The sequence below is a fragment of the Amycolatopsis sp. AA4 genome (assembly GCF_002796545.1).
GTDB lineage: Bacteria > Actinomycetota > Actinomycetes > Mycobacteriales > Pseudonocardiaceae > Amycolatopsis.
Window position 1 is genome coordinate 4,637,771 of record NZ_CP024894.1, and the last position, 20,304, is coordinate 4,658,074.

The following is a 20,304-nucleotide window of genomic DNA, read 5'->3' on the forward strand; positions in this document are numbered from 1 at the left end:
GTCGTTAAGTTATCAACTTCGGCGCCGCGGCGCCGATTTCCGGTGCGCATTTTCCGGAAATTCCGCTTTCCGCCCAAGAATCGCCACTCGCCCAGCTCGGCAGCAGTCCGGCGTTCCGGATCAATCCGGCGGCAATGCGCCGGTAAATCCTTTGTGGACAGTAGATCACTGGGCCGTCCACAGTGGATTCAATGGCCCGGGGCCCCGCGCGCCCGGAGTAAGCGAACGGCTGGTCCCGGGCCGTTCGCCTTGCTTCCCGGCGGGTCGCGGGTGTGTGATCGGGGACACAGTTCTTCCATCCGCCGTCGCTGAGGAGGCCGGCATGGCCGACAAGCAGAACAGGAGTGCCGACCCCGGGGCCGCCGTCGCTGTGGACGACCCCGCCAAGGTGCGCAACGTCGTCCTCGTCGGGCCTTCCGGGTCCGGGAAGACCACGCTCACCGAGGCACTGCTCGCCGCGTCCGGCACGGTGCCGCGCGCCGGTTCGGTCGTCGAGGGCACCACGGTGTGCGACCACGACCCCGCGGCGGTGCGCCAGCAGCGCTCAGTCGGGCTTTCCGTCGCCCCGGTGCTGCACGCCGGGCACAAAATCAATCTCATCGACACCCCGGGGTACGCCGATTTCGTGGGCGAACTGCGCGCCGGGCTGAGGGCCGCGGACGCCGCGCTGTTCGTCGTCTGCGCCGCCGAGGGCGTGGACGCCGCCACCGTCGCGGTGTGGGAGGAATGCGCGTCGGTGGGCATGCCGCGCGCCGTCGTCGTGTCGCGCCTCGACCACCACCGCGCCGACCCGCTCGCCGAGATCGCCGCCTGCCAGGCCGCCTTCGGCGCGGGCGTGCTGCCGCTGTACCTCCCCGCGCCCGAGGGACTGGTCGGGCTCGTCACCCGGCGCCGCTACGACTATTCCGCCGGCTATCCGCCGCGCGTGAGCGACCCGGACCCGGCCGTTTCCGGCGAGCACGCCGACGCCCGCAACGAGCTGATAGAGGGCATCATCGCCGAGAGCGAGGACGAGACCCTTATGGACCGCTATCTCGGCGGCGAGGAGATTTCCGAGGACGTGCTGATCGCCGACCTCGAGACGGCCGTCGCGCGCGGTTCGTTCCACCCGGTCATCCCGGTGTGCGCGCACACCGGGGTCGGGCTCGCCGAGGTGCTCGACGGCATCGTGCGGGCCTTCCCCTCGCCGCTCGAGCACACCCCGCCCGGCGTGACCAGCCCCGACGGCGCCGAGCACGCCGCGCTGTCCGCCGATCCGGACGGTCCGCTCGCGGCCGAGGTCGTGCGCACCGCCGTTGACTCGTACGTGGGACGGGTTTCGCTCGTCCGGGTGTTTTCCGGGACGCTGCGCCCCGAGAATCCCGTGCACGTCTCCGGCCACGGCCTCGCCGAACGCGGCCACGAAGACCACGACGCCGACGAACGCGTCGCCCACCTGTACTCGCCGCTCGGCGCGAACCTGCGCGAGGTGCCGTTCTGCGTCGCGGGCGATCTCTGCGCGCTCACCAAAGTGGGTTCCGCGGAAACCGGCGACACCGTGTCGTCGCCGGACGATCCGCTGCTGATCAAACCCTGGCGGATGCCCGAACCGCTGCTGCCGGTCGCCGTGGTCGCGAAGTCCCGCAGCGACGAGGACACGTTGTCCCGCAACCTGTCCCGCCTCGTCGCGGGCGATCCGACGCTGCGCCTGGAACGCAACGCCGAAACCGGGCAGCTCGTGCTGTGGTGCATGGGCGAGGCGCACGCGGAGGTCGTCCTGTCGCGGCTGCGCGCGGGCGGCGCGGACGTCGGCACCGAGCCGGTGCGGATCAGCCTGCGCTCCACGTTCGCGAAACCCGCGCGCGGCCACGGACGGCACGTGAAACAGTCCGGCGGGCACGGGCAGTTCGCGGTGTGCGACATCGAGGTCGAACCGCTGCCGCGCGGCGCCGGGTTCGAGTTCGTGGACAAGGTCGTCGGCGGTGCGGTGCCGCACCAGTTCATCCCGAGCGTCGAGAAGGGCGTGCGAGCGCAACTGCAACGCGGAGTCCAGGACGGCTACCCGGTGGTGGACGTGCGCGTGACGCTGACCGACGGGAAGGCGCACAGCGTCGACTCGTCCGACGCGGCGTTCCAGACCGCCGGCGCGCTCGCACTGCGGGAAGCCGCGGCGGCCAGCCGGATCCTGCTGCTGGAACCGCTGGACACGGTCGAGGTGAGCCTGCCGGACGAACACCTGGGCACCGTGCTGGGCGACCTGTCCTCCCGCCGCGGCCGGGTGCTGGGCACGGAATCCGGGGAAGGCGGGCACACGGTGGTGCACGCCGAGGTGCCCGCGGTGGAACTGCTGCGGTACGCGGTGGATCTGCGGTCGCTGACTTCGGGGACGGCCACGTTCACGCGGCGGCATGCCCGCTTCGAGCCGATGCCGGAGGGGGCGGTGGTCCCGACCTGAGCGCAGGGACCCGGGACCGGCAGACCAGAACCGGCGCCGTCGCTCACACCCTGCCTGCGCAGGCAAGCGCCCCAATGTGGCATTGGGTGCGTCCCACGCACCCAATGCCACATCGGGGTTTCTCAGTAGCGCGGTGTGCGGTGGGTTCGCGGCAGCGGTGCTGGTGAGGGTGCTGCGGGGAACCGGGCGGCGGATCCTCTCCCGCCGAGGTCCGTGAAGGGCTCCTTGAGGGAATCTGATTCCCTCAAGGAGCCCTTCACGGACCCTCGCCACCGCGCGCCCGCCCGGCCGCTGCCGAAGGAACGAAACTCTCCGCGAAGGCGGTGCGTGAAGCTGCGCTCGGTCGACGGGCGCGGTGGGGTTGGTGCGGATGTCCGTGAGGGGAACCCTGACGGAATCTGATTCCGTCAGGGTTCCCCTCACGGACGTCGGTGGGAGCGGAAAGGCGGCGCGGTCCATGCCGCGCATCGCCGTAACGACGCCGCACGCCGCGCTACCGCGGAAACCCCATCAGGGGCGCATCACCGCTCACGAGTTCAGAACTCGAAGCCGCCCGGTCGCCCGTTGCGGTCCGCCACCAGTCCGGCCAGCGTCGCGATCGCGATCTCCGCCGGGGTGCGCGAGCCGATGTTCAGCCCGACCGGCCGGTGGACGCGGGCGATGTCCGGTTCCGCCACGCCCAGTGCGCGCAGGGCTTCCACGTGCGGGCCCGGATGCCGCGGGTTGCCCAGCACGCCCACCCAGCGCGTCGGGGTCGCCAGTGCGGCCTGCAGGACCGTCCCGAGTTCCGGGCGGTGGTGGTCGGTCACGACGACATCCGCGTCCGGGCCCGGAGAGGGCGCGGTGGTGCGGACTTCGACGCCCTCGGGAGCGTCGCTGGCCCGTGCCTCGTCCGGTTCGAACAGCACGGCGTGATAGCCCAGGTCGGTCGCGTAGCGCAGCAGGTGCTTGGCGACCGGCGAGGCGAACACGGCCACCAGGGTCCGTTCGGCGGGCGGCTCTTCGGCCTCGCCGTGGGCGACGGCGCAGGCATCGGGTTCGGTCGTCATGCGCCTCAGTCTGCCTCAGAGGTCCGGCTCGGCGAATTCGAAGTACTCCGGCAGCGGCGCGGTCCCGGCGAGCTTGAAGTACCGCACCTTCCGGCGCCGCCGCAGCGCCAGCGTGTCCCGCACCGCGTCGTTGTGCACGCGGCGCGCGATAACGACCCGGTGTTCGGCGTCCGTCAGCTCCTCGGCGAGCACTTCCGGCAGCCGGGAGCGGTCGATCGAGGCCAGGGCGAGCGTCAGTTCGTTCTCCGCGACCTCGCGGTCCGGCCGTGCGGCAGCCTCGGCCCGCGCGGCTGCGGCATGCAGGGCAGCACCGTCGTGCAGCACGGCGGCGACGGCCCGGGCGACCACGGCTCGCCGGGCGAGAGCGGCCTCCAGCGCGGCCCAGCCCGCGTCGGTCCGGACGTGCAGGCGGTCGAGCCGATTCGCGGTCGCGACCAGGAACAGCCCGCCGAGCACCACGATCGCGGCCGCCGCGACGAGCAGCCACACCAGCACCGTCACGCCGGCTCCCGCTCGCCCGCCGCGACCAGCCGGGGGTCCGCCGCGATGGCCGTCTCGTACACCCGCAGCACCTGCGTGACCACGACTCCCCAGTCGTACGCCGTCACGCGCTCGCCCGCCGCGGCCGCGAGCGACGCCCGGTGCGCCGGGTCGCCCAGCAGTTCGCGCAGGCCGTCGGCGAGGGAGGCCGGGTCGCCGGTCAGGTGGAGCATTCCGGCATTGCCGTCGTCGAGGACGCGACGGAACGAATCGAGGCCGCTGGCGAGCACCGGAGTGCCCGCGGCCATCGCCTCGGTGAGGATCATCCCGAAGCTCTCGCCGCCGGTGTTGGGCGCGCAGTAGACGTCGACACTGCGCAGTGCCCGGGCCTTGGTCTCGTCGTCGACCTGGCCCAGCAGGTCGATGTGCGGCCACAGGTCCGGTCCGGCCATCTTCCGCAGCTGGTCCGGCTCGCCGCGGCCGACCACGAGCAACCGCAGGTCCTCGAATTCCGGCAGCAGCCGCCGCGCGGCCTCCAGCAGTACGTCCATGCCCTTGCGCGGTTCGGTGAACCGCCCGACGAACCCGATCGTCCCGCCCGCGCGCGGATAGCCGTCCAGCGGCAGCGCCCGGGAGAAGAAGCCGACGTCCACGCCGTTCGGGATCTCCACCGCGTCGCCGCCCGCGTGCTCCACCTGCACGCGCCGGGCCAGCGCGGACACCGCGATCCGCGCGGTGATCTTCTCCAGCAGCGGACGCAGCACCGGCTGGAACGCCGCCAGCGTCCGCGAGCGCGTCGTCGCGGTGTGGAAGGTGGCCACGATCGGGCCGTCGGCGACCTTCAGCGCCAGCAGCGACAGGCTCGGCGCGGCCGGTTCGTGCAGGTGCAGCACGTCGAAGCCGTTGTCCCGGATCCACCGCCGCACCCGCGCGTACGAAACCGGCCCGAACTGCAGCCGCGCGACCGAGCCGTTGTACGGAATCCCCAGTGCTTTGCCCGCGGGGTGCACGAAATCCGGCACCTGGGCGTCCTCGTCCGCCGGAGCCAGCACCGACACCCGGTGCCCGCGTTCGAGCAGCGCCCGCGCCAGGTCGATCACGTGCCCCTGGACCCCGCCGGGGACGTCGAACGAGTACGGGCACACGATCCCGATCTTCAACCCGCGCGCCACCCGGGTCAGCTCGCTTCTTCCAGCGCCGTCGCCGCGGAATCGGCGGGCCAGAACGGCTGCAGCATGTGCCAGTCGGCCGGATGCGCGGCGATGTCGCCGGCGAACACGTCGGCCAGCGCCTGCGTCGCGGCGGGCACCTCGGCGCGCGCGGTGACGCGGATGCGCGGGTGGATCCGGATCTCCCAGCCGTCCTCGGTGAACCAGCAGCCGGTCGGCAGCAGGGCCGCGCCGGTGGTGGCGGCGAGCCGCGCCGGACCGGGCGGCAGGTGCGTCTGCTCGCCGAAGAACCGCACCGGGATCCCGGACGACGTCAGGTCCCGGTCCCCCAGCAGGACCACCACCTTGTTCTCGCGCAGCCGCCGCAGCAGCAGCCGCATGGCCGCGCTGTCGCCGGTCAGCGGCACGATCTCGAAGCCGAGCGACTCCCGGAACTCCACGAACCGCCGGTACAGCGACTCGGGCTTGAGCCGCTCCGCGACGGTGGTGAAGGTGCCCGCGTAACTGGCGAGCCAGACTCCCGCGATGTCCCAGTTCCCGCTGTGCGGCAGCGTCATCACCGCGCCGTTGCCCTCGGCGAGCGCGGCGTCGATGTTCTCCGCGCCGGTCACCGTCACCTGCTTCGCGACCGCCGCGTGGTCCATCGCGGGGAGCCGGAACGTCTCGAACCAGTACCGCGCGTACGACCGCATCGCGCGCCGGACCAGCTCGTCCAGCTCCGCTTCCCCGGCCTGCGGCACGACGCGGGCGAGGTTCGCGCGCAGCTGCCGCACTCCCCCGCCGCCGCGCCGCGCGGCCATGTCCGCGCCGAAGGCGAAGGTCGCCGACCCGAACGACTTCGGCAGCCGCCGGACGAGCCGCCAGCCCGTCGCGTAGCCGAACTCGCTGAGCCGCTGGGAAAGTGTGCTCACGGTTGCGCCCCGCCCGCCGAAGGATCGGCCTGTTTCGCCGCGACCGCCCGCGCCGCGCTCGCCACCGCCGCCGCGCGCTGCAGCAGCGTGACGACCGACAGCACGGCGAGCAGCCACAGCGTGATCTCGACGGTCCAGGGCACGCCGAAGCCGTGCAGCCCGGTGCCGACCAGGGCGATGATGAGCCGCTCCGCGCGTTCCACCAGCCCGCCGTCGGCTTCGAGGCCGGACGCTTCGGCGCGCGCCTTCACGTAGGAAATGACCTGGGCCAGCACGAGGCAGATCAGCGCGGCGGCCGCGGCCCGGTTGTTGTGGTCCTGCACGAAGCACCACCACGCGATCGCGGCGAACAGCGCGCCGTCGACCAGCCGGTCGCAGGTCGCGTCGAGCACCGCGCCGAACGGCGTGCCGTACCCGCGGGCGCGGGCCATCGCGCCGTCGAGCAGGTCGAGCATGGCGAAGCCCCACACGGTGAACGTGCCCCACAGCAGCATCCCCTGCGGGAAGAACGCCAGCGCGCACGCGACGGCGCCCGCGGTGCCGAGCACGGTCATCGCGTTCGGGGTCAGTCCGGCGCGGACCAGGGCGGCGCCGATCGGGTCCGTCACGCGGGAGACCGAGGCACGGGCGAAAATGTTGAGCATCTTCCTCGTCTGTGCACCTGATTCGGGGGCGGGTGGGCGACGAAAGCCTATCGACCCCGCTGTCCGAACCGGACCCGCCCGCCCGCGACCCGCCGGAACGTCAGCCGGATTTCGGCAGTTCGACGACCGGCGCGGCGAATTCCGCCGCCTCCTCGGCCTCCCGGACGGCCTGGCATTTCGGCCGCAGCCCGGCCAGGATCGCCTCGGAAATCTCGCCCAGCTGGCGCACCTGCTCGCCCGTCAGCTGGTCGAACAGCGTCTCCCGGACCGCCTCGACGTGCCCGGGCGCGGCTTCCTTCAGCGCCGCGAACCCCGCCTCGGTGAGCACCGCCCACGACCCGCGCTTGTCCGTGGGGCAGGACTCGCGCTGGACCCAGCCCTTGGCCTCCAGCCGCGCCACCGCGTGCGACAGCCGGCTGCGCGACGAACCGCGCACCGACGCCAGCTCGCTCATCCGCAGCCGCCGCCCCTCCGCCTCGGACAGCGCGACGAGCACCTCGTAGTACGTGTGCGGCATGCCCGAATCGTGCTGCAGCTGTCCCTCGAGGTGGGCGTGCAGCAGCGAACTGGCCTGGGCGTAGGCGCGCCAGACCCGCTGCTCGTCGTCGGTCAGCCAGCGTGGTTCGGACATATCGTCATCATACGCTGGTTGAGCACTCAATCACCGCCGCGCGACGGGGCTCACCACGCCTCCGCGAGCAGGTCGCGGGTTTCGCCCAGCAGCTGCGGCAGCACCTTCGTGTGCCCGATCACCGGCATGAAGTTCGCGTCGCCGCCCCAGCGCGGCACCAGGTGCTGGTGCAGGTGCGCGGCGATGCCCGCCCCGGCGATCACGCCCTGGTTCATCCCGATGTTGAACCCGTGCGCCGCCGAGACCGCCCGGATCACGCCCATCGCGTGCTGGGTGAACTCGGCCAGCTCGCGCGTCTCGTCCGCGGTGAGGTCGGGGTAGTCCGCGACGTGCCGGTACGGGACCACCATCAGGTGCCCCGGGTTGTACGGGTACAGGTTCAGCACCGCGAACACCGTCTCGCCGCGGGCGACGATCAGCGCGCGCTTGTCGTCGCCGAGGCCGGGCAGGCGGCAGAACGGGCAGCCGTCGGACTCCTCGCCGTCCGGCTTGTCCTGGCCGCGGATGTAGGCCATCCGGTGCGGGGTCCACAGCCGCTGCAGCGCGTCCGGGACCCCGGCCCCGTCCTGTTCGACGAGTTCCGGCTCGGTCACTTCAGGATCTTCTCCACGGCTTCGGCCGACGGCGACGCGTTCTCCCGGCGGGCGACCCATTCGGCGATGGCCTCGACGGCCTGGTCGACCGGGACGCCGTTGATCTGGCCGCCGTCGCGGAACCGGAACGACACCGCGCCCGCCTCCGCGTCCTTCGCGCCGGCCAGCAGCAGGAACGGCACCTTCTGCGTGGTGTGGGTGCGGATCTTCTTCTGCATCCGGTCGTCGCTCGCGTCGACCTCGACGCGGATTCCCTTGGCGCGCAACGCCTTCTCCACGCCGCGCAGGTACTCGACCTGGTCGGCGGTGATCGGGATGGCGACCGTCTGCACCGGAGACAGCCACGCCGGGAACGCGCCCGCGTAGTGCTCGGTCAGCACGCCGAAGAACCGCTCGATCGAGCCGAACAGCGCGCGGTGGATCATGATCGGGCGCTGGCGGCTGCCGTCGGGCGCGGTGTACTCGAGGCCGAACCGCTTGTTCTGGTTGAAGTCCAGCTGGATGGTCGACATCTGCCAGGTGCGGCCGATGGCGTCCTTGGCCTGCACCGAGATCTTCGGGCCGTAGAAGGCCGCGCCGCCCGGGTCCGGCACCAGTTCGAGGCCGGAGTCGACGGCGGCCTGGCGCAGCGTCTCGGTGGCCTCCTCCCACTCCCAGTCCTCGCCGATGAACTTGTCCGAGTCGCCCCGGGTGGAGAGTTCGAGGTAGAAGTCGGACAGGCCGTAGTCGGCCAGCAGGTCCAGCACGAACTTGAGCAGCGACCGCAGCTCGGACGGCATCTGCTCCTTGGTGCAGTAGATGTGCGAATCGTCCATCGTCAGGCCGCGCACGCGGGTGAGGCCGTGCACGACGCCGGACTTCTCGTAGCGGTAGACGGTGCCGAATTCGAACAGCCGCAGCGGCAGTTCGCGGTAGGACCGCCCGCGCGAGCGGAAGATCAGGTTGTGCATCGGGCAGTTCATGGCCTTGAGGTAGTAGTCCTCTTCCTCGAACTGCACCGGCGGGAACATGGTGTCCGCGTAGTACGGGAGGTGCCCGGAAGTGTGGAACAGGTCGCCCTTGGAGATGTGCGGCGTGTTCACGAACTCGTAGCCGGCTTCCTCGTGCCTGCGGCGCGAGTAGTTCTCCAGCTCGCGGCGGATGATGCCGCCCTTGGGGTGGAACACCGGCAGGCCGGAGCCGATCTCCTCGGGGAAGGAGAACAGGTCCAGCTCCGCGCCGAGCTTGCGGTGGTCGCGGCGCTCGGCCTCGGCGAGGCGCTCGAGGTGGGCGTCCTGCGCCTCGGCCGATTCCCACGCGGTGCCGTAGATCCGTTGCAGCTGCGGGTTTTTCTCGTTGCCGCGCCAGTACGCGGCGGCCACGCGGGTGAGCTTGAACGCCGGGATGAACTTCGTGGTGGGCACGTGCGGGCCGCGGCAGAGGTCGCTCCACACGCGTTCCTTGGTGCGCGGGTCGAGGTTGTCGTAGATGGTCAGCTCGCCGCCGCCCACCTCCATGATTTCGGAGGTGTCCACTGTGTCCTTTTCGGACTTCAGGTCCACCAGCTCGAGCTTGAACGGCTCGTCCTTCAGCTCTTCCTTGGCCTCGTCGGTGGAGGCAAAAACGCGGCGCGAGAACTGCTGCGCGCCCTTGACGATCTGCTTCATCCGCTTCTCGAGCTTCTGCAGATCCTCGGGCGTGAACGGCTTTTCGACGGCGAAGTCGTAGTAGAAGCCGTCGCGCACCGGCGGGCCGATGCCGAGCTTGGCGTCCGGGAATTCCTGCTGCACGGCCTGGGCGAGCACGTGCGCGGCCGAGTGCCGGATCACGCTGCGGCCGTCCTCGGTGTTCGCCGCGACGGCTTCGACCTGGGCCTCGGCCTCCGGGGCCCACGCGAGGTCGCGCAGTTTCCCGTCGGCGTCGCGGACGACGACGATCGTGTCCGGGCCCTTGGTGGGCAGCCCGGCTTCGCGCACCGCGGCGCCCGCCGTAGTGCCCGCCGGCACCACCACGCGCGGGGCGGGTACGGCGGCAGCTGACGACGGTTGGGACACGATCGGACTCCTTTGGGAGAAGTGACTGAAACGGCTTCCGCTGATGCTAGCCGTCGGCGGGACGGCCGATTCGACCGCCGTCGCCCGCGGACGCCGAGAGGCCGCCCCGGGCGTGCGGGGCGGCCTCTCGGCGACGCGGAAGGGGTCAGAGGGTCTCGACGACCTGGTCGAAGTCGAGCCGCGGCAGGCGGTCGAACCACGGGTTCTCGCCCGGCTTGCCGACGTTCACCACTACGAGCGAACGCCAGTTGTTGCCGGAGAAGAACTCCTTGTCCACGCCCGCGGCGTCGAAGCCGGTCATCGGGCCCGCGGCCAGTCCGGCGGCGCGCACGCCGATGATGAAGTAGCCGACCTGCAGCAGCGAGTTCAGCTTGGAGAACTCGACACGGCCGGACTCGTCGGCGAAGTTGTCCTTCACGCCCGGGTTGTGCGGGAAGACCTGCGGGATGTTCTCGTGGAAGTCGACGTCCGCGGCCAGGATCACGGTCAGCGGCGCGGTCTCGGTCTTGGCCCGGTTGCCCTCGAACAGGTGCGGCAGCAGACGCTGCTTCGCCTCGTCGCTGCGGAGCACCAGCGCGCGCAGCGGCTGGGTGTTCATCGAGGTGGGGGCCCACTTGACGAGGTCGTAGATCGCGCGGACCTGCTCGTCGGTCACCGGCTCGTCGCTGAAGCTGTTGGCCGTGCGCGCTTCGCGGAACAGGAGGTCCTGCACCTCGGCGGGCACCTGCAACTGCTCGGACTCTGCGAAAGTAGTCATCGGTTCGGCGTTCCTTCCCGTGCTGTCGCCTACGCACGGCACCAACATGGTTGAACGCTTGACTATTTCGCGGATCCGGCCGGTGTGACCCAGCGCACGAGGACGGCCGCCGCGCCTTCCCCGGCCCGGCGGCCGTCAGCGGAGGGATCTTCCCAGGTCAGTAGGCGCCCTGCCCGGCCAGGACGGCGCGGAAGGTTTTCCAGAGGATCACCAGGTCCAGCGCCAGCGACCAGTCCTCGACGTAGCGCAGGTCGAGCCGGATGCTCTCGTCCCACGACAGGTCGCTGCGGCCGCTCACCTGCCACAGCCCGGTCAGCCCGGGTTTCACCAGCAGCCTGCGGCGCGCGGCCGGAGCGTACTTGGCCGTCTCCTCCGGCAGCGGCGGCCGGGGGCCGACCAGCGACATCCGCCCGGCGACGACGTTGAACAACTGGGGCAGTTCGTCGAGCGAGTACCGGCGCAGCATCCCGCCGACCTTGGTGACCCGCGGGTCCTTCTTCATCTTGAAAAGCGGCCCCGCGCCTTCGTTCGCCCTTTCCAGGTCGCGGCGGATCAGGTGCGCGTCGACCACCATCGTGCGGAATTTGAGCATGGTGAACGCTTCGCCGTCCTTGCCGATCCGCCGCTGCCGGTAGACCACCGGGCCTCGGTCGCCCGCCTTCACCGCCACCGCGATCGCCAGCATCAGCGGCGAAAACAGCGCGAGAAGCAACGTCGCGCCACAGCGGTCGACGACTTCCTTCACCAGCCGGCGCCCGCCGGTGAACGCGGGGGCGGTCACCCGGAGCAGCGGCATGCCGAGGACTCCGCTGACGTTCAGCCGCGGCCCGGCGACCTCCATCAGGACCGGCGCGACGACCATTTCCGACGACGTGCCCTCGAGATCCCAGGCGAGCCGCTGCAGCCGCTCCGGGTTCCAGTACTGGTCGGCGGTGATGGCGACGACCCGGTATCCGCCGCGGCGGACGTGCCGCGAAAGCTCCTCGAGCCGCCCGACGACCGGGACCCCGTCGATCTCCCCGTGCCCGGTGGACGTGCAGACCGCCTCGACGCGCCACCCGACGTGCGCTTCCTTCCGGGTCCGCTTGATCAGGTCCGCGACCGTTTCGGCGCTGCCCGCCGCCATCACGGGAAGCAGGCACAGCCCGCGCCGCCGTCTCCGGTGCAGGATCTGCCGGAGCACATATCGCTGCGGAAAAAGGACTAATGCGACGGCGGGCACTACGAAAAACACCCAGGGCTGCACTTCGAGCGCACCGAACAACAGTCCCCCGAACGCGACCAGCACCGCCGCGGTGATCAGCGCGCGGCCGAGCGTGCGGTACTCCTCGGGGCCCTCCCCCAGCACCCGCGCGCTCCACGCCCGGCTGACCGGGAGGGCGCACAGGATCGCGAACGCGGTGCCGAACGCGTGCATGTCGTGCGGGGCGAGCCGGTCGATGACGAACGCGCTGATCGCGATCACCACGCAGGCGGCGACGAGATCCGAGGCGATCACCGTTCTGCGGTAACGCTTTTCCCATTCCGCGGCGTGCGTTTTCGGCGGATCCCCCTCCGCCGGGCACACCGTGGCCGGGTCGAGCCTGCCGTCGGCGTCCGGACGGCCGGGCGGCGGGGCCGCCACCTCGACCGGCGGCGCGGGGACCGCCGTGAGGTCGACCCGCGGCAGCGCGACGCCGTCCGCGGGCCAGGGCCGCACCGGTTCTTCCATCAGTCCTCCCGCGCTGCGCAAGCTCCCCGGACCTGATCGCCGCCGGCACGCTGAGTCAGAACCGCTGATCACGATCAGTGATCACCGGGCGGTCGGGCCGCACGTCGCCGAAGGTGTGACACTCGCCAAGGTATCGGGTGCTCAGCGGGCGGTGTTACAGACATTTTCCAGCCACGGCCTGCGAGTCTTTCCCGTCAGGAAGCACCGGGAAGATAACGGGAACGTCACGATGGGTCACGCTGACCCGCCAACCGGAATTACCCGCTGTAGTCAAGTTTCCCACTACCTACCCCGAACGGCCCAGCAGGCCCGCAGCCGAATCAGCTCCCCCGCGCGGGTCATCACCCAGGCGTGCCCCCGGCCCAACCGCCGTTCGGGCACAAGCACTCCGCCGACCCGCCGATTTCCCTTGCCCGCGGCCGACTCCGCACCGGAATGCGCAGCGGCGCCCGGTTTACGGCCGTTCGCCTGGTCTGAACCATTCGGGGCGGCCTGTTTCGCACATTTCTCGCGGACTAGCGCCGTGTTCTGTTCGCAACAAGGTCCACACTGGACACCGCGGCGGGCCTGGGCTCGGTGCAGGCTGTCGGCGGTGCTGCGGTTGCGGCGTTGAGCGCGGTCGCCATGGCTTGGTCCTCAAGGTTGAAATGCGCCTGCGATTCACCCGCGAGCCGATCGAGTTCGATCCGCAGCGGCACCGCCGCCGTGGCGTTGAGCGCGGTCGCCACAGCTTGTTTCCGACTCACCCGCAAGACGCTCCAATCCGATCCGCAGCCGCACCGGGTCCGACTTGCCCGGGACGTGAGCCGGAGTCCCGGTTCAGGCCGTCGGCGGTGCCGCGGCCGTGGCGTTCAGCGCGGTCACCACGGCCGGTTCCTCCAGAGCGAAGTGCGCCTCCAACTCCCCCGCGAGACGCTCCAATTTGGTCCGCAGCCGCGCCGCCGTCTGGTGCTGCGCGAGGACCGGGGCCGGCGCTGGGAACTGCTCGGCCAGCGAAGGAAACACCGTCGAGTCCTCGCCGACGTGGTGCCGTCGCAGGGCGGTGCAGAAGCTCAGGCAGTGCGTGCGCATTTCCTGAGCCAGATCCGGTACCGGCCGACGATCGTCGTCGCGCTGCCGTCGGCCAGGTTGTCCGCTTGCTCCCGCAGAGTCCGCAATTCGGCGCGGAACCATTGGTGCGCTTCGATCAGCAATCGCCCATGCCGTTGACTCGCTCATCAATCCGGTGCAGTACGACCACCGGAATCCGCCGGGTCGTTTTCGCCTGGTAATCGCCGTAGCCCGGAGCTTGTGCGAGGACTTGCGCGAAAAGCCTCTCGTACGCAGCTCCTTGCGGAATAGCCGCCATCGCCTCATACGGGTCGCCGCCGGTCTCGACGGTCACTCTCGGATTCCGCCGGATGTTGTGGTACCAGGCGGGATTGCGGTCCGCCCCGTTCGCCGAGGCGACGACCACCCCGGCGCCGTCGATCTCCAGATAGCCGAGAAGCACCTCGCGGCGCAGGCCGGTTCTCGCGCCGGTGGTCGTCAGCACTGCCAGCGACCATCCCTCGAACATGCCGCCCAGCACGCCGTCGTTCGCGCGAAACTCGGCGATCAGCCGGCGGGAAAAATCGTTGCTCACTCATTTCCTTTCGGTTTCCGGAAAGGAGGCGTCAAGCACAGGACGGGACGCGCGAAGACCCCGCAGGACAGGCACGGCGCAGCGATCCGTTCGACGGATCCGCGGAACTGCGAGAGACGGAGAGCCCGATCTCTGTGCTGGCTGGTTAGCCGCTACCTCCATGCATAGGCCCATCCGGGGCACCCGGCCAAGTTAGCACAGCTTCCGAACCTCGGGCGGCGAAGGCTGAATCCTTTCGCCGGGCGGCCGTCGCGGCGGCGCGGCGCGGGACGAGGCGGGGCCGTCCGCTGAGGAAGACGTGTCGAGCAGGCTGGAGGTCGAACGCCTGTCCGCCGCGCTGCCCGCCGACCAGCGCGGCGTGCTGATCATGCGCGACATCCAGGCCTGCCGGGGAAAACCGTCGCGCGGGCAGTGCCGGTTGCCGAGGGAAGTTTCCTGATATCGCGAGATAGCCACCAGCATTATCCAGAATTTTTCCTCGCACCTCCTGAAGTTTTCGAGAATATTTTCACCTGGCACTCCTCCGGCAAACAAGAGCACCGCGACGTTCCCATGTGGACGGACGATGCACGTGAATACCGGGAGCACACTGGACTCTCCCGTTCGTCCGACCGAAAAACCTGCTCGACAGTCTCAAGTGAACTACGAAAGGGGCTTATTCAAGCAAATTCCCCTAGCCGCACATCTCTTTTCGACCGCGCGGCGAACCACGCCACAAGTCGACGGATCCCCGCCCGAATCCCCGGCGAGACAAGCGATTACGCCAACAGGAGCACCGCGTCCGACGGCATCCGCCTCGGCCGACGACGCTTCTCCCGCCCGCGCTGATCATGAAAATGCCGACTGCCCGCATCCGGCGGCTGACTGGCCGCCGGATAATAACGTGGCAATCGTCCGGGCCGGCGCGGTATTTTTTCCGACGGAAGTCGGGCGCAGTGTGGCCCCGGCGCCCCGGCAGTCGCGTATAATCGGAACCGGGAACGCATTCGATCATCGGCGCGCGCCCGCTGGGGAAGGTGAAAAAGCGACGCGCCAGCGACGGATCTCGATGTTTCTTGGGGGATGAACCGCATGAGGTTTGCTGTCTTAGGCCCGCTCGGCTTGCTGGACGAAAGAGGTGCGGACCACACGCCGAAACCGTTGAAACTGCGCACCCTGCTCGCGGCTTTGGTGATCAATGCCGGGAACGTCGTCCCGGTCTCCCAGCTGATCCAGGAGCTGTGGCCGCACGAGGCGCCGCGCACCGCGGCCACCGCGATGCACGTCTACGTTTCGCAGTTGCGCAAGCATCTGCTGAACTGCCCGGTGACGAAGGGCTCCGGCCGGAGCATGCTGCTGACCCGGCAGCCGGGCTACGTGCTGCAGACCGCCGGGAACGACGTCGATCTCTCCCTGTTCCGCCTCCGGCTCGAGGAAGCGCGGGAAGCCGAACTCGCCGGCGACCTGCCCGCCGCGTCCGCGCAGCTGAACCGAGGGCTCAGCCTGTGGCGCGGCGACGCGCTAGCCGACGTGCGCGGCGGCCCGATGCTGCACCACTTCGCCAAGCGGATCGAGGAGCGGCGGCTCGCCGCGATCGAACGCAAACTGTCCATCGACCTCCGGCTCGGCCACCACCACGAGGCGGTCGGCGAACTGCAGTCGCTCGTCGACCAGCATCCGCACTGGGAGAATTTCCACGGCTACCTCATGATCGGCCTCTACCGGTCCGGCCGGACCGCCGAGGCGCTGACCGTGTACGCGCGGCTCCGGACCCGGCTGATCGAGCGGCTGGGCATGGAGCCCGCCGTGGAAATGCAGGAGCTCCACCAGCGGGTGCTCAATCGCGACGGCATTCTCAACCACGGCGACAGCGTCCGGCTGCTGACCGGCGAGAGATCGTTCAGCGCGTGAGGCGGCCTCGCCGGTCACGGGCATCGGATCACTTGCCCGGCGTAGGCGAGGCCGCCGCCGAACCCCAGCAGCAAGGTCAGCGCGCCGGGCTTCACCTCCCGGCGCTCCACCAGCTTCGCCAGCGCCAGCGGAATGCTCGCCGCCGAGGTGTTGCCCGAGTCGACGACGTCCCGGGCGATCACCGCGTTCACCGCGCCGAGCTTGCGCACCACCGGTTCCACGATCCGCAGGTTCGCCTGGTGCAGCACCACCGCGTCGAGGTCTTCGGGCGCGACCCCCGCCCGGTCGCAGACTTTCCGCGCGATCCCGGGCAGTTCGGTGGTGGTCCAGCGGAAAACGGTCTGGCCCTCCTGCTCGAACTTGCCCGGGACGCCTTCGATGCGGACGGCGCTGCCCAGTTCCGGAACGGATCCCCAGACCACCGGGCTGATCGACGGCTCGTCGGTCGCCTCGACCACCACCGCGCCCGCGCCGTCGCCGACCAGGACGCTGACCGACCGGTCCTTCCAGTCGACGAAATCCGTCAGCCGCTCGACGCCGATCACCAGGGCCTTCGTCGCCGATCCGGCGCGGATCGCCTGGTCCGCGACGGCGAGCGCGTGCGAGAAGCCCGCGCACGCCACGTTGACGTCCAGCGTGGCCGGGCACGGAATGCCCAGCTTGGCCGCGACCCGCGCGGACACGTTCGGCGACCGGTCCAGGGCCGTGGTCGTCGCCACGATCACCGCGTCGATCTCCGCGGCCGGGAGCGCCACGCGCTCCAGCGCCGACCGGGCCGCGTGGGCGGCCATCTCGTCCACGGTCTCGGTGGGGTCCGCGATGTGGCGCGTCCGGATGCCGACGCGAGTGCGGATCCACTCGTCGCTGGTGTCCATCATCTGCGCGATGTCGTTGTTGGTCAGCACCTTCTCCGGCTGGTAGTAACCGGCCGAGAGCACTCGCGAACCAGGCATGGGTCCTCCGATGTTCCTTCGTCAGCTGGGTCGCGCGTCCGCTTGCTGTTTCTCCGCGGCGGCGGCAGCGGGGCGCCGCGCGCGCACCCGCAGGTAAAGCAGGATTCCGAACACCGCGGCCACGCCGCTGACGATCGCGCAGAATCCGAACACCGAGAGCAGCGCGTCCAGCGTCTGGTTGCCGCCCACGCTCAGGATCGCGGCCACCGCGGCGATGCCGAGCGCGCCGCCGACCTGCCGCGCCGCCATCAGCAGCCCGCTGCCCGCGGCGAAACTGGCCGGCGGCAGCGAACCCGCGGCGATGCTGGCCAGCCCGGTGAGCACCGCGCCCATCCCGAGCCCGCTCAGCAGGCTGCAGGGCAGCCACACCAGGAGGAACTGCGGCTCCGAGCCGAGGCCGAAGGTCATCCACAGCGTCACCGCGACCACCAGCAGCGAGCCGAACACGATCATCAGCAGCCGGCCGTGCGGGCTGACCCACCGGCCGACCGCGATCGCGGCGACCGCGGAGGTCACCGCGCCCGGGGTCACGCCGAGCGCGGCCTCGAACACCGAGTAATGCCAGATCCCGGTGAGGAACAACGGACTGCTCAGCAGCACGGCGTACATGGCGGCGCCGAAGAACGCCGCGATCACGTTGGTCTGCGCGAAAGCGTGGCTGCGCCACAGCGAAAGTTCCACCGCCGGCGCGGGATGCCGCCGCGAACGCAGCAGCGCCAGCGCCGTGACCACCGCGCCGCCGAGGACGGTCGCCACCGTGGCGACGCTCCCCCAGCCCCAGCGTTCACCCTCGGACAAGCCCAGTACGAACGCCCCGACCCCGACGGTGATCGCGACGGTGCCGACCGGGTCGGGCAGCGCCTGCTTGACCGGCTGGTCGCGCCGGACCGTGCGCAGCGTGCCGTACACCACGACGATGCCGATCGGGATGTTGATCAGGAACACCGCGCGCCAGCCGAAGGCCTCCACGAGCCCGCCGCCGAGCACCGGGCCGACGAGCCCGGCGATCGCGCCGGCCGCGCCCCAGGTGCCGACCGCCGCGGCCCGTTTCTCCGGCGGGCTTTCGGCCAGCACGAGACCGAGCGCGGACGGGATCATCGCGGACGCCGCCGCGCCTTGCAGCGCACGGAAAACCGCGAGCAGCTCGACGTTGGGCGCGATCGCGCACAGCAGCGAGACAGCGGTGAAAGCGGCGGTCGCGCTGCTGAACAGCTTGCGCCGGCCCATCACGTCGGCCAGCCGTCCCGAGGAGCACAACAGCGCCGCGAACAAGACCGTGTAGCTCGTAACGACCCAGGTCAGCCACGACACCGGAACGTCGGGAAAACTCGCCCGCAGATCGGGAAAAGCCACGTTCACGACCGTGACGTCGAGGAACGCCACGAAGGTCGCCGCCGAGGCGAAGAGCAGCACGGTGCGGGAACCGGCCGCCTGCCCCGCGGAAATCGGATCCGTCATCACGACACCGTTTCGGGCTGCCGGTCCGCGGCGCGCGGGATCAGCCGGACCGGCAGCGCGGTCGGGCCCTGGATGTTGTCCGGACGGCGCCACGACGGCGCGCCGGCCGGCTCGATGCGCTCGAACCGTTCGACGAGCACCTTCAGCGCCTCCTCGAGTTCCGCCTTGGCCAGCGCGTTGCCGATGCAGTGCCGGTAGCCCGCGCCGAACCCGAGGTTCGGCCGCCGCGTCACCCGCCGGATGTCGAACCGGTCCGGGTCGGCGAAGACGTCCGGGTCGCGGTTGGCCATCACCACCAGCGTCGCGACCTCGGTTCCGGCCGGGATGTCCAGGCCGCCGAGGGTGACGTCGGCCAGCGCCATCCGCTTGATCACGAACGCGGTCGGCGCGAAGCGCATCACCTCGTCGAGCGCGCTGGGCACCAGCTCCGGGTTGGCGACCAGGTCGTCCCACTGCTCCGGGTATTTGGCGAACAGGTAGATGACGCTGGCCAGGGTGGTCCGGGTCGTGTCGGTCCCGGCCACCAGGAGCGTGGACACCAGGGAGATCAGTTCCTCCCGGCTGAACCGGTCGCCGTTCTCCTCCGCACGGACGAGATTGGACAGCAGGTCGTCGGTCGGGCGCTCGCGGCGCTGCTGGAGCAGTTCGGTCAGGTACCGGTCGAGTTCGTCGTAGGCGCGCATCGCGGCCGGGAACGTGTCCGGGGACCCGCTCAGCCCGCTGACCTGAGCCTCGGCGATTTCGGAGAAGAACTCCAGATCGTCGGTGGGGACGCCGAGAACGGCGCAGATCACCGACAGGGGGTACTGCCGCGTCAGCGCGGACACGGCGTCGAGCGGGGCGCCGGACGCGGCGGCGTCGACCATGTCGGAGAAGATCCGGCGCATCCGCGGGCGCAGCGGATCCATCAGCGGGGCGCGGAACACCGGCAGCGCGAGCCGGCGCAGGCGCTGGTGGTCCTCGCCCTCCAGCGACAGGAGGGACTTGCTGCGGCGTTCGACGAACCGCGGGTCGACCCCCTCGAGCCGTTTGATCGCCGCGAAAACGCCTTCCCGGAACCGCGCCGGGTCCCGCAGGACCTCCCAGCAGTCCTCGTACCGGTGCACCAGGACCATGCCGCCGAGCCGGCTGAACCGGTGCTGCCTTCCGATGTCCGGGATCCACTCCCACCACGGGCCCTTCGCGGACCTGACCAGGTCGTCGAGCACCGGCAGCTCAGAGGTGTTCTGCATCTAGCCCCGCCTTTGTGAAGTCACGATGATTCGCCGTCGGGAAGATCAGGATTCGGCCAGCAGCCGCGCGAAGGCGCCGTCGTCGGCCGCGTGGCCGCGCAACGCCTTGCGGGAAAGGGAACGCGCCCGCGCGAACGCGTCCGGGAGGCCGAGCTGGCCGTGCAGGTTGGCCGCGAACAGCAGCCCCTGGAGTTCGAAAGCCAGCTCCGCGACGTCGGTGTCGGCGCGCAGCTCGCCCTTGGCCACCGCGACGCGGATCTGCTGGGCGAGGACGTCGTTGCCCTCTTGGATCAGCGCGGCGATCGCGTCCCGGATCGGGCCGGGGCGCGAATCGAACTCGTGCGCCACCGGCGTGAAGAAGCAGCCGCCCGGCAGCCAGTGTTCTTCGGAGTTGAGCAGGAACCGCTCGATCAGCGCGAGCAGCCGGCGAGTGCCCGAGGGAACTCGCTGCGCGGGCAGGATGATGTGCTCGACGTAGAACGCCCGCGCGCCTTCGATGACCGCCAGCTGCAGCCGTTCCTTCGACCCGAAGAGGGCGAAGAGGCCGCTTTTGCTGAGCCGCAGGTCCCCGGCGAGCCTGCCGATGGTGAGCCGGTCGAGACCCTCCAGCGACGCCAGGTCGATCGCCCGCCGCAATACCAGCTCCCGGGAGCTCAGTCCCGCCTCTCGCGAAGCCGACGCACTGGTGCTCACCACTCGCCCCCCCGATCTTGAACGTAGCGTCAGGCTAGCATG

21 protein-coding genes are annotated in these 20,304 nt (G+C 70.5%); 3 read left to right on the forward strand and 18 right to left on the reverse strand.

Annotated features, from left to right (window positions below):
• Positions 1 to 322: 322 nt before the first annotated feature.
• Positions 323 to 2,434 carry an elongation factor G-like protein EF-G2 gene (locus CU254_RS21605; protein ID WP_009079361.1) on the forward strand — a complete coding sequence of 704 codons (2,112 nt, stop codon included), beginning with the start codon at positions 323 to 325 and terminating at the stop codon, positions 2,432 to 2,434.
• A 536-nt stretch (positions 2,435 to 2,970) separates the two neighbouring features.
• Here the strand turns inward: CU254_RS21605 and CU254_RS21610 are convergent.
• The 14 genes from CU254_RS21610 to CU254_RS43710 all read right to left on the reverse strand — a co-directional run bounded on the left by CU254_RS21610 (position 2,971) and on the right by CU254_RS43710 (position 14,036).
• Positions 2,971 to 3,483: an XdhC family protein gene (locus CU254_RS21610; protein ID WP_009079364.1), complete on the reverse strand. Its 513-nt coding sequence runs from the start codon at positions 3,481 to 3,483 to the stop codon at positions 2,971 to 2,973.
• Between the two features lie 15 nt (positions 3,484 to 3,498).
• The gene (locus CU254_RS21615) at positions 3,499 to 3,984 is read right to left on the reverse strand and encodes a hypothetical protein (protein ID WP_009079366.1); all 486 of its coding nucleotides are present in this window, start codon (positions 3,982 to 3,984) and stop codon (positions 3,499 to 3,501) included.
• Positions 3,981 to 5,123 carry a glycosyltransferase family 4 protein gene (locus CU254_RS21620; protein ID WP_009079368.1) on the reverse strand — a complete coding sequence of 381 codons (1,143 nt, stop codon included), beginning with the start codon at positions 5,121 to 5,123 and terminating at the stop codon, positions 3,981 to 3,983. The genes CU254_RS21615 and CU254_RS21620 overlap by 4 nt, the downstream gene beginning before the upstream one ends.
• A 17-nt stretch (positions 5,124 to 5,140) precedes the next feature.
• Entirely contained in the window at positions 5,141 to 6,043 is a 903-nt protein-coding gene (locus tag CU254_RS21625) for a phosphatidylinositol mannoside acyltransferase (protein WP_009079370.1), read from the reverse strand.
• The gene (gene pgsA, locus CU254_RS21630) at positions 6,040 to 6,687 is read right to left on the reverse strand and encodes a phosphatidylinositol phosphate synthase (protein ID WP_009079372.1); all 648 of its coding nucleotides are present in this window, start codon (positions 6,685 to 6,687) and stop codon (positions 6,040 to 6,042) included. Before pgsA ends, CU254_RS21625 begins: the two co-directional genes overlap by 4 nt.
• A 100-nt stretch (positions 6,688 to 6,787) precedes the next feature.
• Positions 6,788 to 7,318 carry a MarR family winged helix-turn-helix transcriptional regulator gene (locus CU254_RS21635; protein WP_009079374.1) on the reverse strand — a complete coding sequence of 177 codons (531 nt, stop codon included), beginning with the start codon at positions 7,316 to 7,318 and terminating at the stop codon, positions 6,788 to 6,790.
• 50 nt (positions 7,319 to 7,368) lie between these two features.
• Positions 7,369 to 7,911, reverse strand: coding sequence for an HIT domain-containing protein (locus tag CU254_RS21640; RefSeq protein ID WP_009079376.1), 543 nt, complete (start codon positions 7,909 to 7,911; stop codon positions 7,369 to 7,371).
• Entirely contained in the window at positions 7,908 to 9,944 is a 2,037-nt protein-coding gene (gene thrS, locus CU254_RS21645; RefSeq protein WP_009079377.1) for a threonine--tRNA ligase, read from the reverse strand. Before thrS ends, CU254_RS21640 begins: the two co-directional genes overlap by 4 nt.
• A 145-nt stretch (positions 9,945 to 10,089) precedes the next feature.
• The gene (locus CU254_RS21650) at positions 10,090 to 10,701 is read right to left on the reverse strand and encodes a malonic semialdehyde reductase (RefSeq protein WP_009079378.1); all 612 of its coding nucleotides are present in this window, start codon (positions 10,699 to 10,701) and stop codon (positions 10,090 to 10,092) included.
• A gap of 157 nt (positions 10,702 to 10,858) precedes the next feature.
• Positions 10,859 to 12,412, reverse strand: a complete 1,554-nt coding sequence (locus CU254_RS21655; RefSeq protein ID WP_037714406.1) for a sugar transferase — start codon at positions 12,410 to 12,412, stop codon at positions 10,859 to 10,861.
• A gap of 515 nt (positions 12,413 to 12,927) precedes the next feature.
• Complete coding sequence (locus tag CU254_RS21660; RefSeq protein ID WP_037714408.1) at positions 12,928 to 13,140, reverse strand: hypothetical protein; 213 nt, start codon at positions 13,138 to 13,140, stop codon at positions 12,928 to 12,930.
• 91 nt (positions 13,141 to 13,231) lie between these two features.
• Entirely contained in the window at positions 13,232 to 13,483 is a 252-nt protein-coding gene (locus CU254_RS43700) for a hypothetical protein (RefSeq protein ID WP_037714410.1), read from the reverse strand.
• Positions 13,465 to 13,605: a hypothetical protein gene (locus CU254_RS43705; protein WP_199785950.1), complete on the reverse strand. Its 141-nt coding sequence runs from the start codon at positions 13,603 to 13,605 to the stop codon at positions 13,465 to 13,467. The genes CU254_RS43700 and CU254_RS43705 overlap by 19 nt, the downstream gene beginning before the upstream one ends.
• Positions 13,599 to 14,036 carry a nitroreductase family deazaflavin-dependent oxidoreductase gene (locus CU254_RS43710; RefSeq protein ID WP_009079381.1) on the reverse strand — a complete coding sequence of 146 codons (438 nt, stop codon included), beginning with the start codon at positions 14,034 to 14,036 and terminating at the stop codon, positions 13,599 to 13,601. The genes CU254_RS43705 and CU254_RS43710 overlap by 7 nt, the downstream gene beginning before the upstream one ends.
• Positions 14,037 to 14,334: 298 nt before the next feature.
• Between CU254_RS43710 and CU254_RS43120 the strand changes: the two genes are divergently transcribed.
• Positions 14,335 to 14,475 carry a hypothetical protein gene (locus CU254_RS43120; RefSeq protein ID WP_158688059.1) on the forward strand — a complete coding sequence of 47 codons (141 nt, stop codon included), beginning with the start codon at positions 14,335 to 14,337 and terminating at the stop codon, positions 14,473 to 14,475.
• Positions 14,476 to 15,107: 632 nt separating this feature from the next.
• Positions 15,108 to 15,926, forward strand: a complete 819-nt coding sequence (locus CU254_RS21675; protein WP_009079382.1) for an AfsR/SARP family transcriptional regulator — start codon at positions 15,108 to 15,110, stop codon at positions 15,924 to 15,926.
• Between the two features lie 14 nt (positions 15,927 to 15,940).
• Here the strand turns inward: CU254_RS21675 and CU254_RS21680 are convergent, their stop codons facing one another.
• From CU254_RS21680 to CU254_RS21695, 4 genes are read right to left on the reverse strand one after another with little or no spacing between them, the layout of a single operon-like run.
• Positions 15,941 to 16,879 carry a beta-ketoacyl-ACP synthase III gene (locus CU254_RS21680; protein ID WP_009079384.1) on the reverse strand — a complete coding sequence of 313 codons (939 nt, stop codon included), beginning with the start codon at positions 16,877 to 16,879 and terminating at the stop codon, positions 15,941 to 15,943.
• A 21-nt stretch (positions 16,880 to 16,900) separates the two neighbouring features.
• The gene (locus CU254_RS21685; RefSeq protein WP_050788242.1) at positions 16,901 to 18,337 is read right to left on the reverse strand and encodes a DHA2 family efflux MFS transporter permease subunit; all 1,437 of its coding nucleotides are present in this window, start codon (positions 18,335 to 18,337) and stop codon (positions 16,901 to 16,903) included.
• Positions 18,337 to 19,569, reverse strand: coding sequence for a cytochrome P450 (locus CU254_RS21690; protein ID WP_050788243.1), 1,233 nt, complete (start codon positions 19,567 to 19,569; stop codon positions 18,337 to 18,339). The genes CU254_RS21685 and CU254_RS21690 overlap by 1 nt, the downstream gene beginning before the upstream one ends.
• A gap of 45 nt (positions 19,570 to 19,614) precedes the next feature.
• Complete coding sequence (locus CU254_RS21695; protein ID WP_009079386.1) at positions 19,615 to 20,262, reverse strand: TetR/AcrR family transcriptional regulator; 648 nt, start codon at positions 20,260 to 20,262, stop codon at positions 19,615 to 19,617.
• Positions 20,263 to 20,304: the final 42 nt, after the last annotated feature.

Coding starts and splice junctions, on each gene's coding strand:
- CU254_RS21605 (WP_009079361.1), top strand. CDS start 323: ATGGCCGACAAGCAGAACAGGAGTGCCGACCCCGGGGCCGCCGTCGCT.
- CU254_RS21610 (WP_009079364.1), bottom strand. CDS start 3,483: ATGACGACCGAACCCGATGCCTGCGCCGTCGCCCACGGCGAGGCCGAA.
- pgsA (WP_009079372.1), bottom strand. CDS start 6,687: ATGCTCAACATTTTCGCCCGTGCCTCGGTCTCCCGCGTGACGGACCCG.
- CU254_RS21635 (WP_009079374.1), bottom strand. CDS start 7,318: ATGTCCGAACCACGCTGGCTGACCGACGACGAGCAGCGGGTCTGGCGC.
- CU254_RS21650 (WP_009079378.1), bottom strand. CDS start 10,701: ATGACTACTTTCGCAGAGTCCGAGCAGTTGCAGGTGCCCGCCGAGGTG.
- CU254_RS21655 (WP_037714406.1), bottom strand. CDS start 12,412: ATGGAAGAACCGGTGCGGCCCTGGCCCGCGGACGGCGTCGCGCTGCCG.
- CU254_RS43700 (WP_037714410.1), bottom strand. CDS start 13,483: ATGCGCACGCACTGCCTGAGCTTCTGCACCGCCCTGCGACGGCACCAC.
- CU254_RS21675 (WP_009079382.1), top strand. CDS start 15,108: ATGAGGTTTGCTGTCTTAGGCCCGCTCGGCTTGCTGGACGAAAGAGGT.
- CU254_RS21680 (WP_009079384.1), bottom strand. CDS start 16,879: ATGCCTGGTTCGCGAGTGCTCTCGGCCGGTTACTACCAGCCGGAGAAG.
- CU254_RS21685 (WP_050788242.1), bottom strand. CDS start 18,337: ATGACGGATCCGATTTCCGCGGGGCAGGCGGCCGGTTCCCGCACCGTG.
- CU254_RS21690 (WP_050788243.1), bottom strand. CDS start 19,569: ATGCAGAACACCTCTGAGCTGCCGGTGCTCGACGACCTGGTCAGGTCC.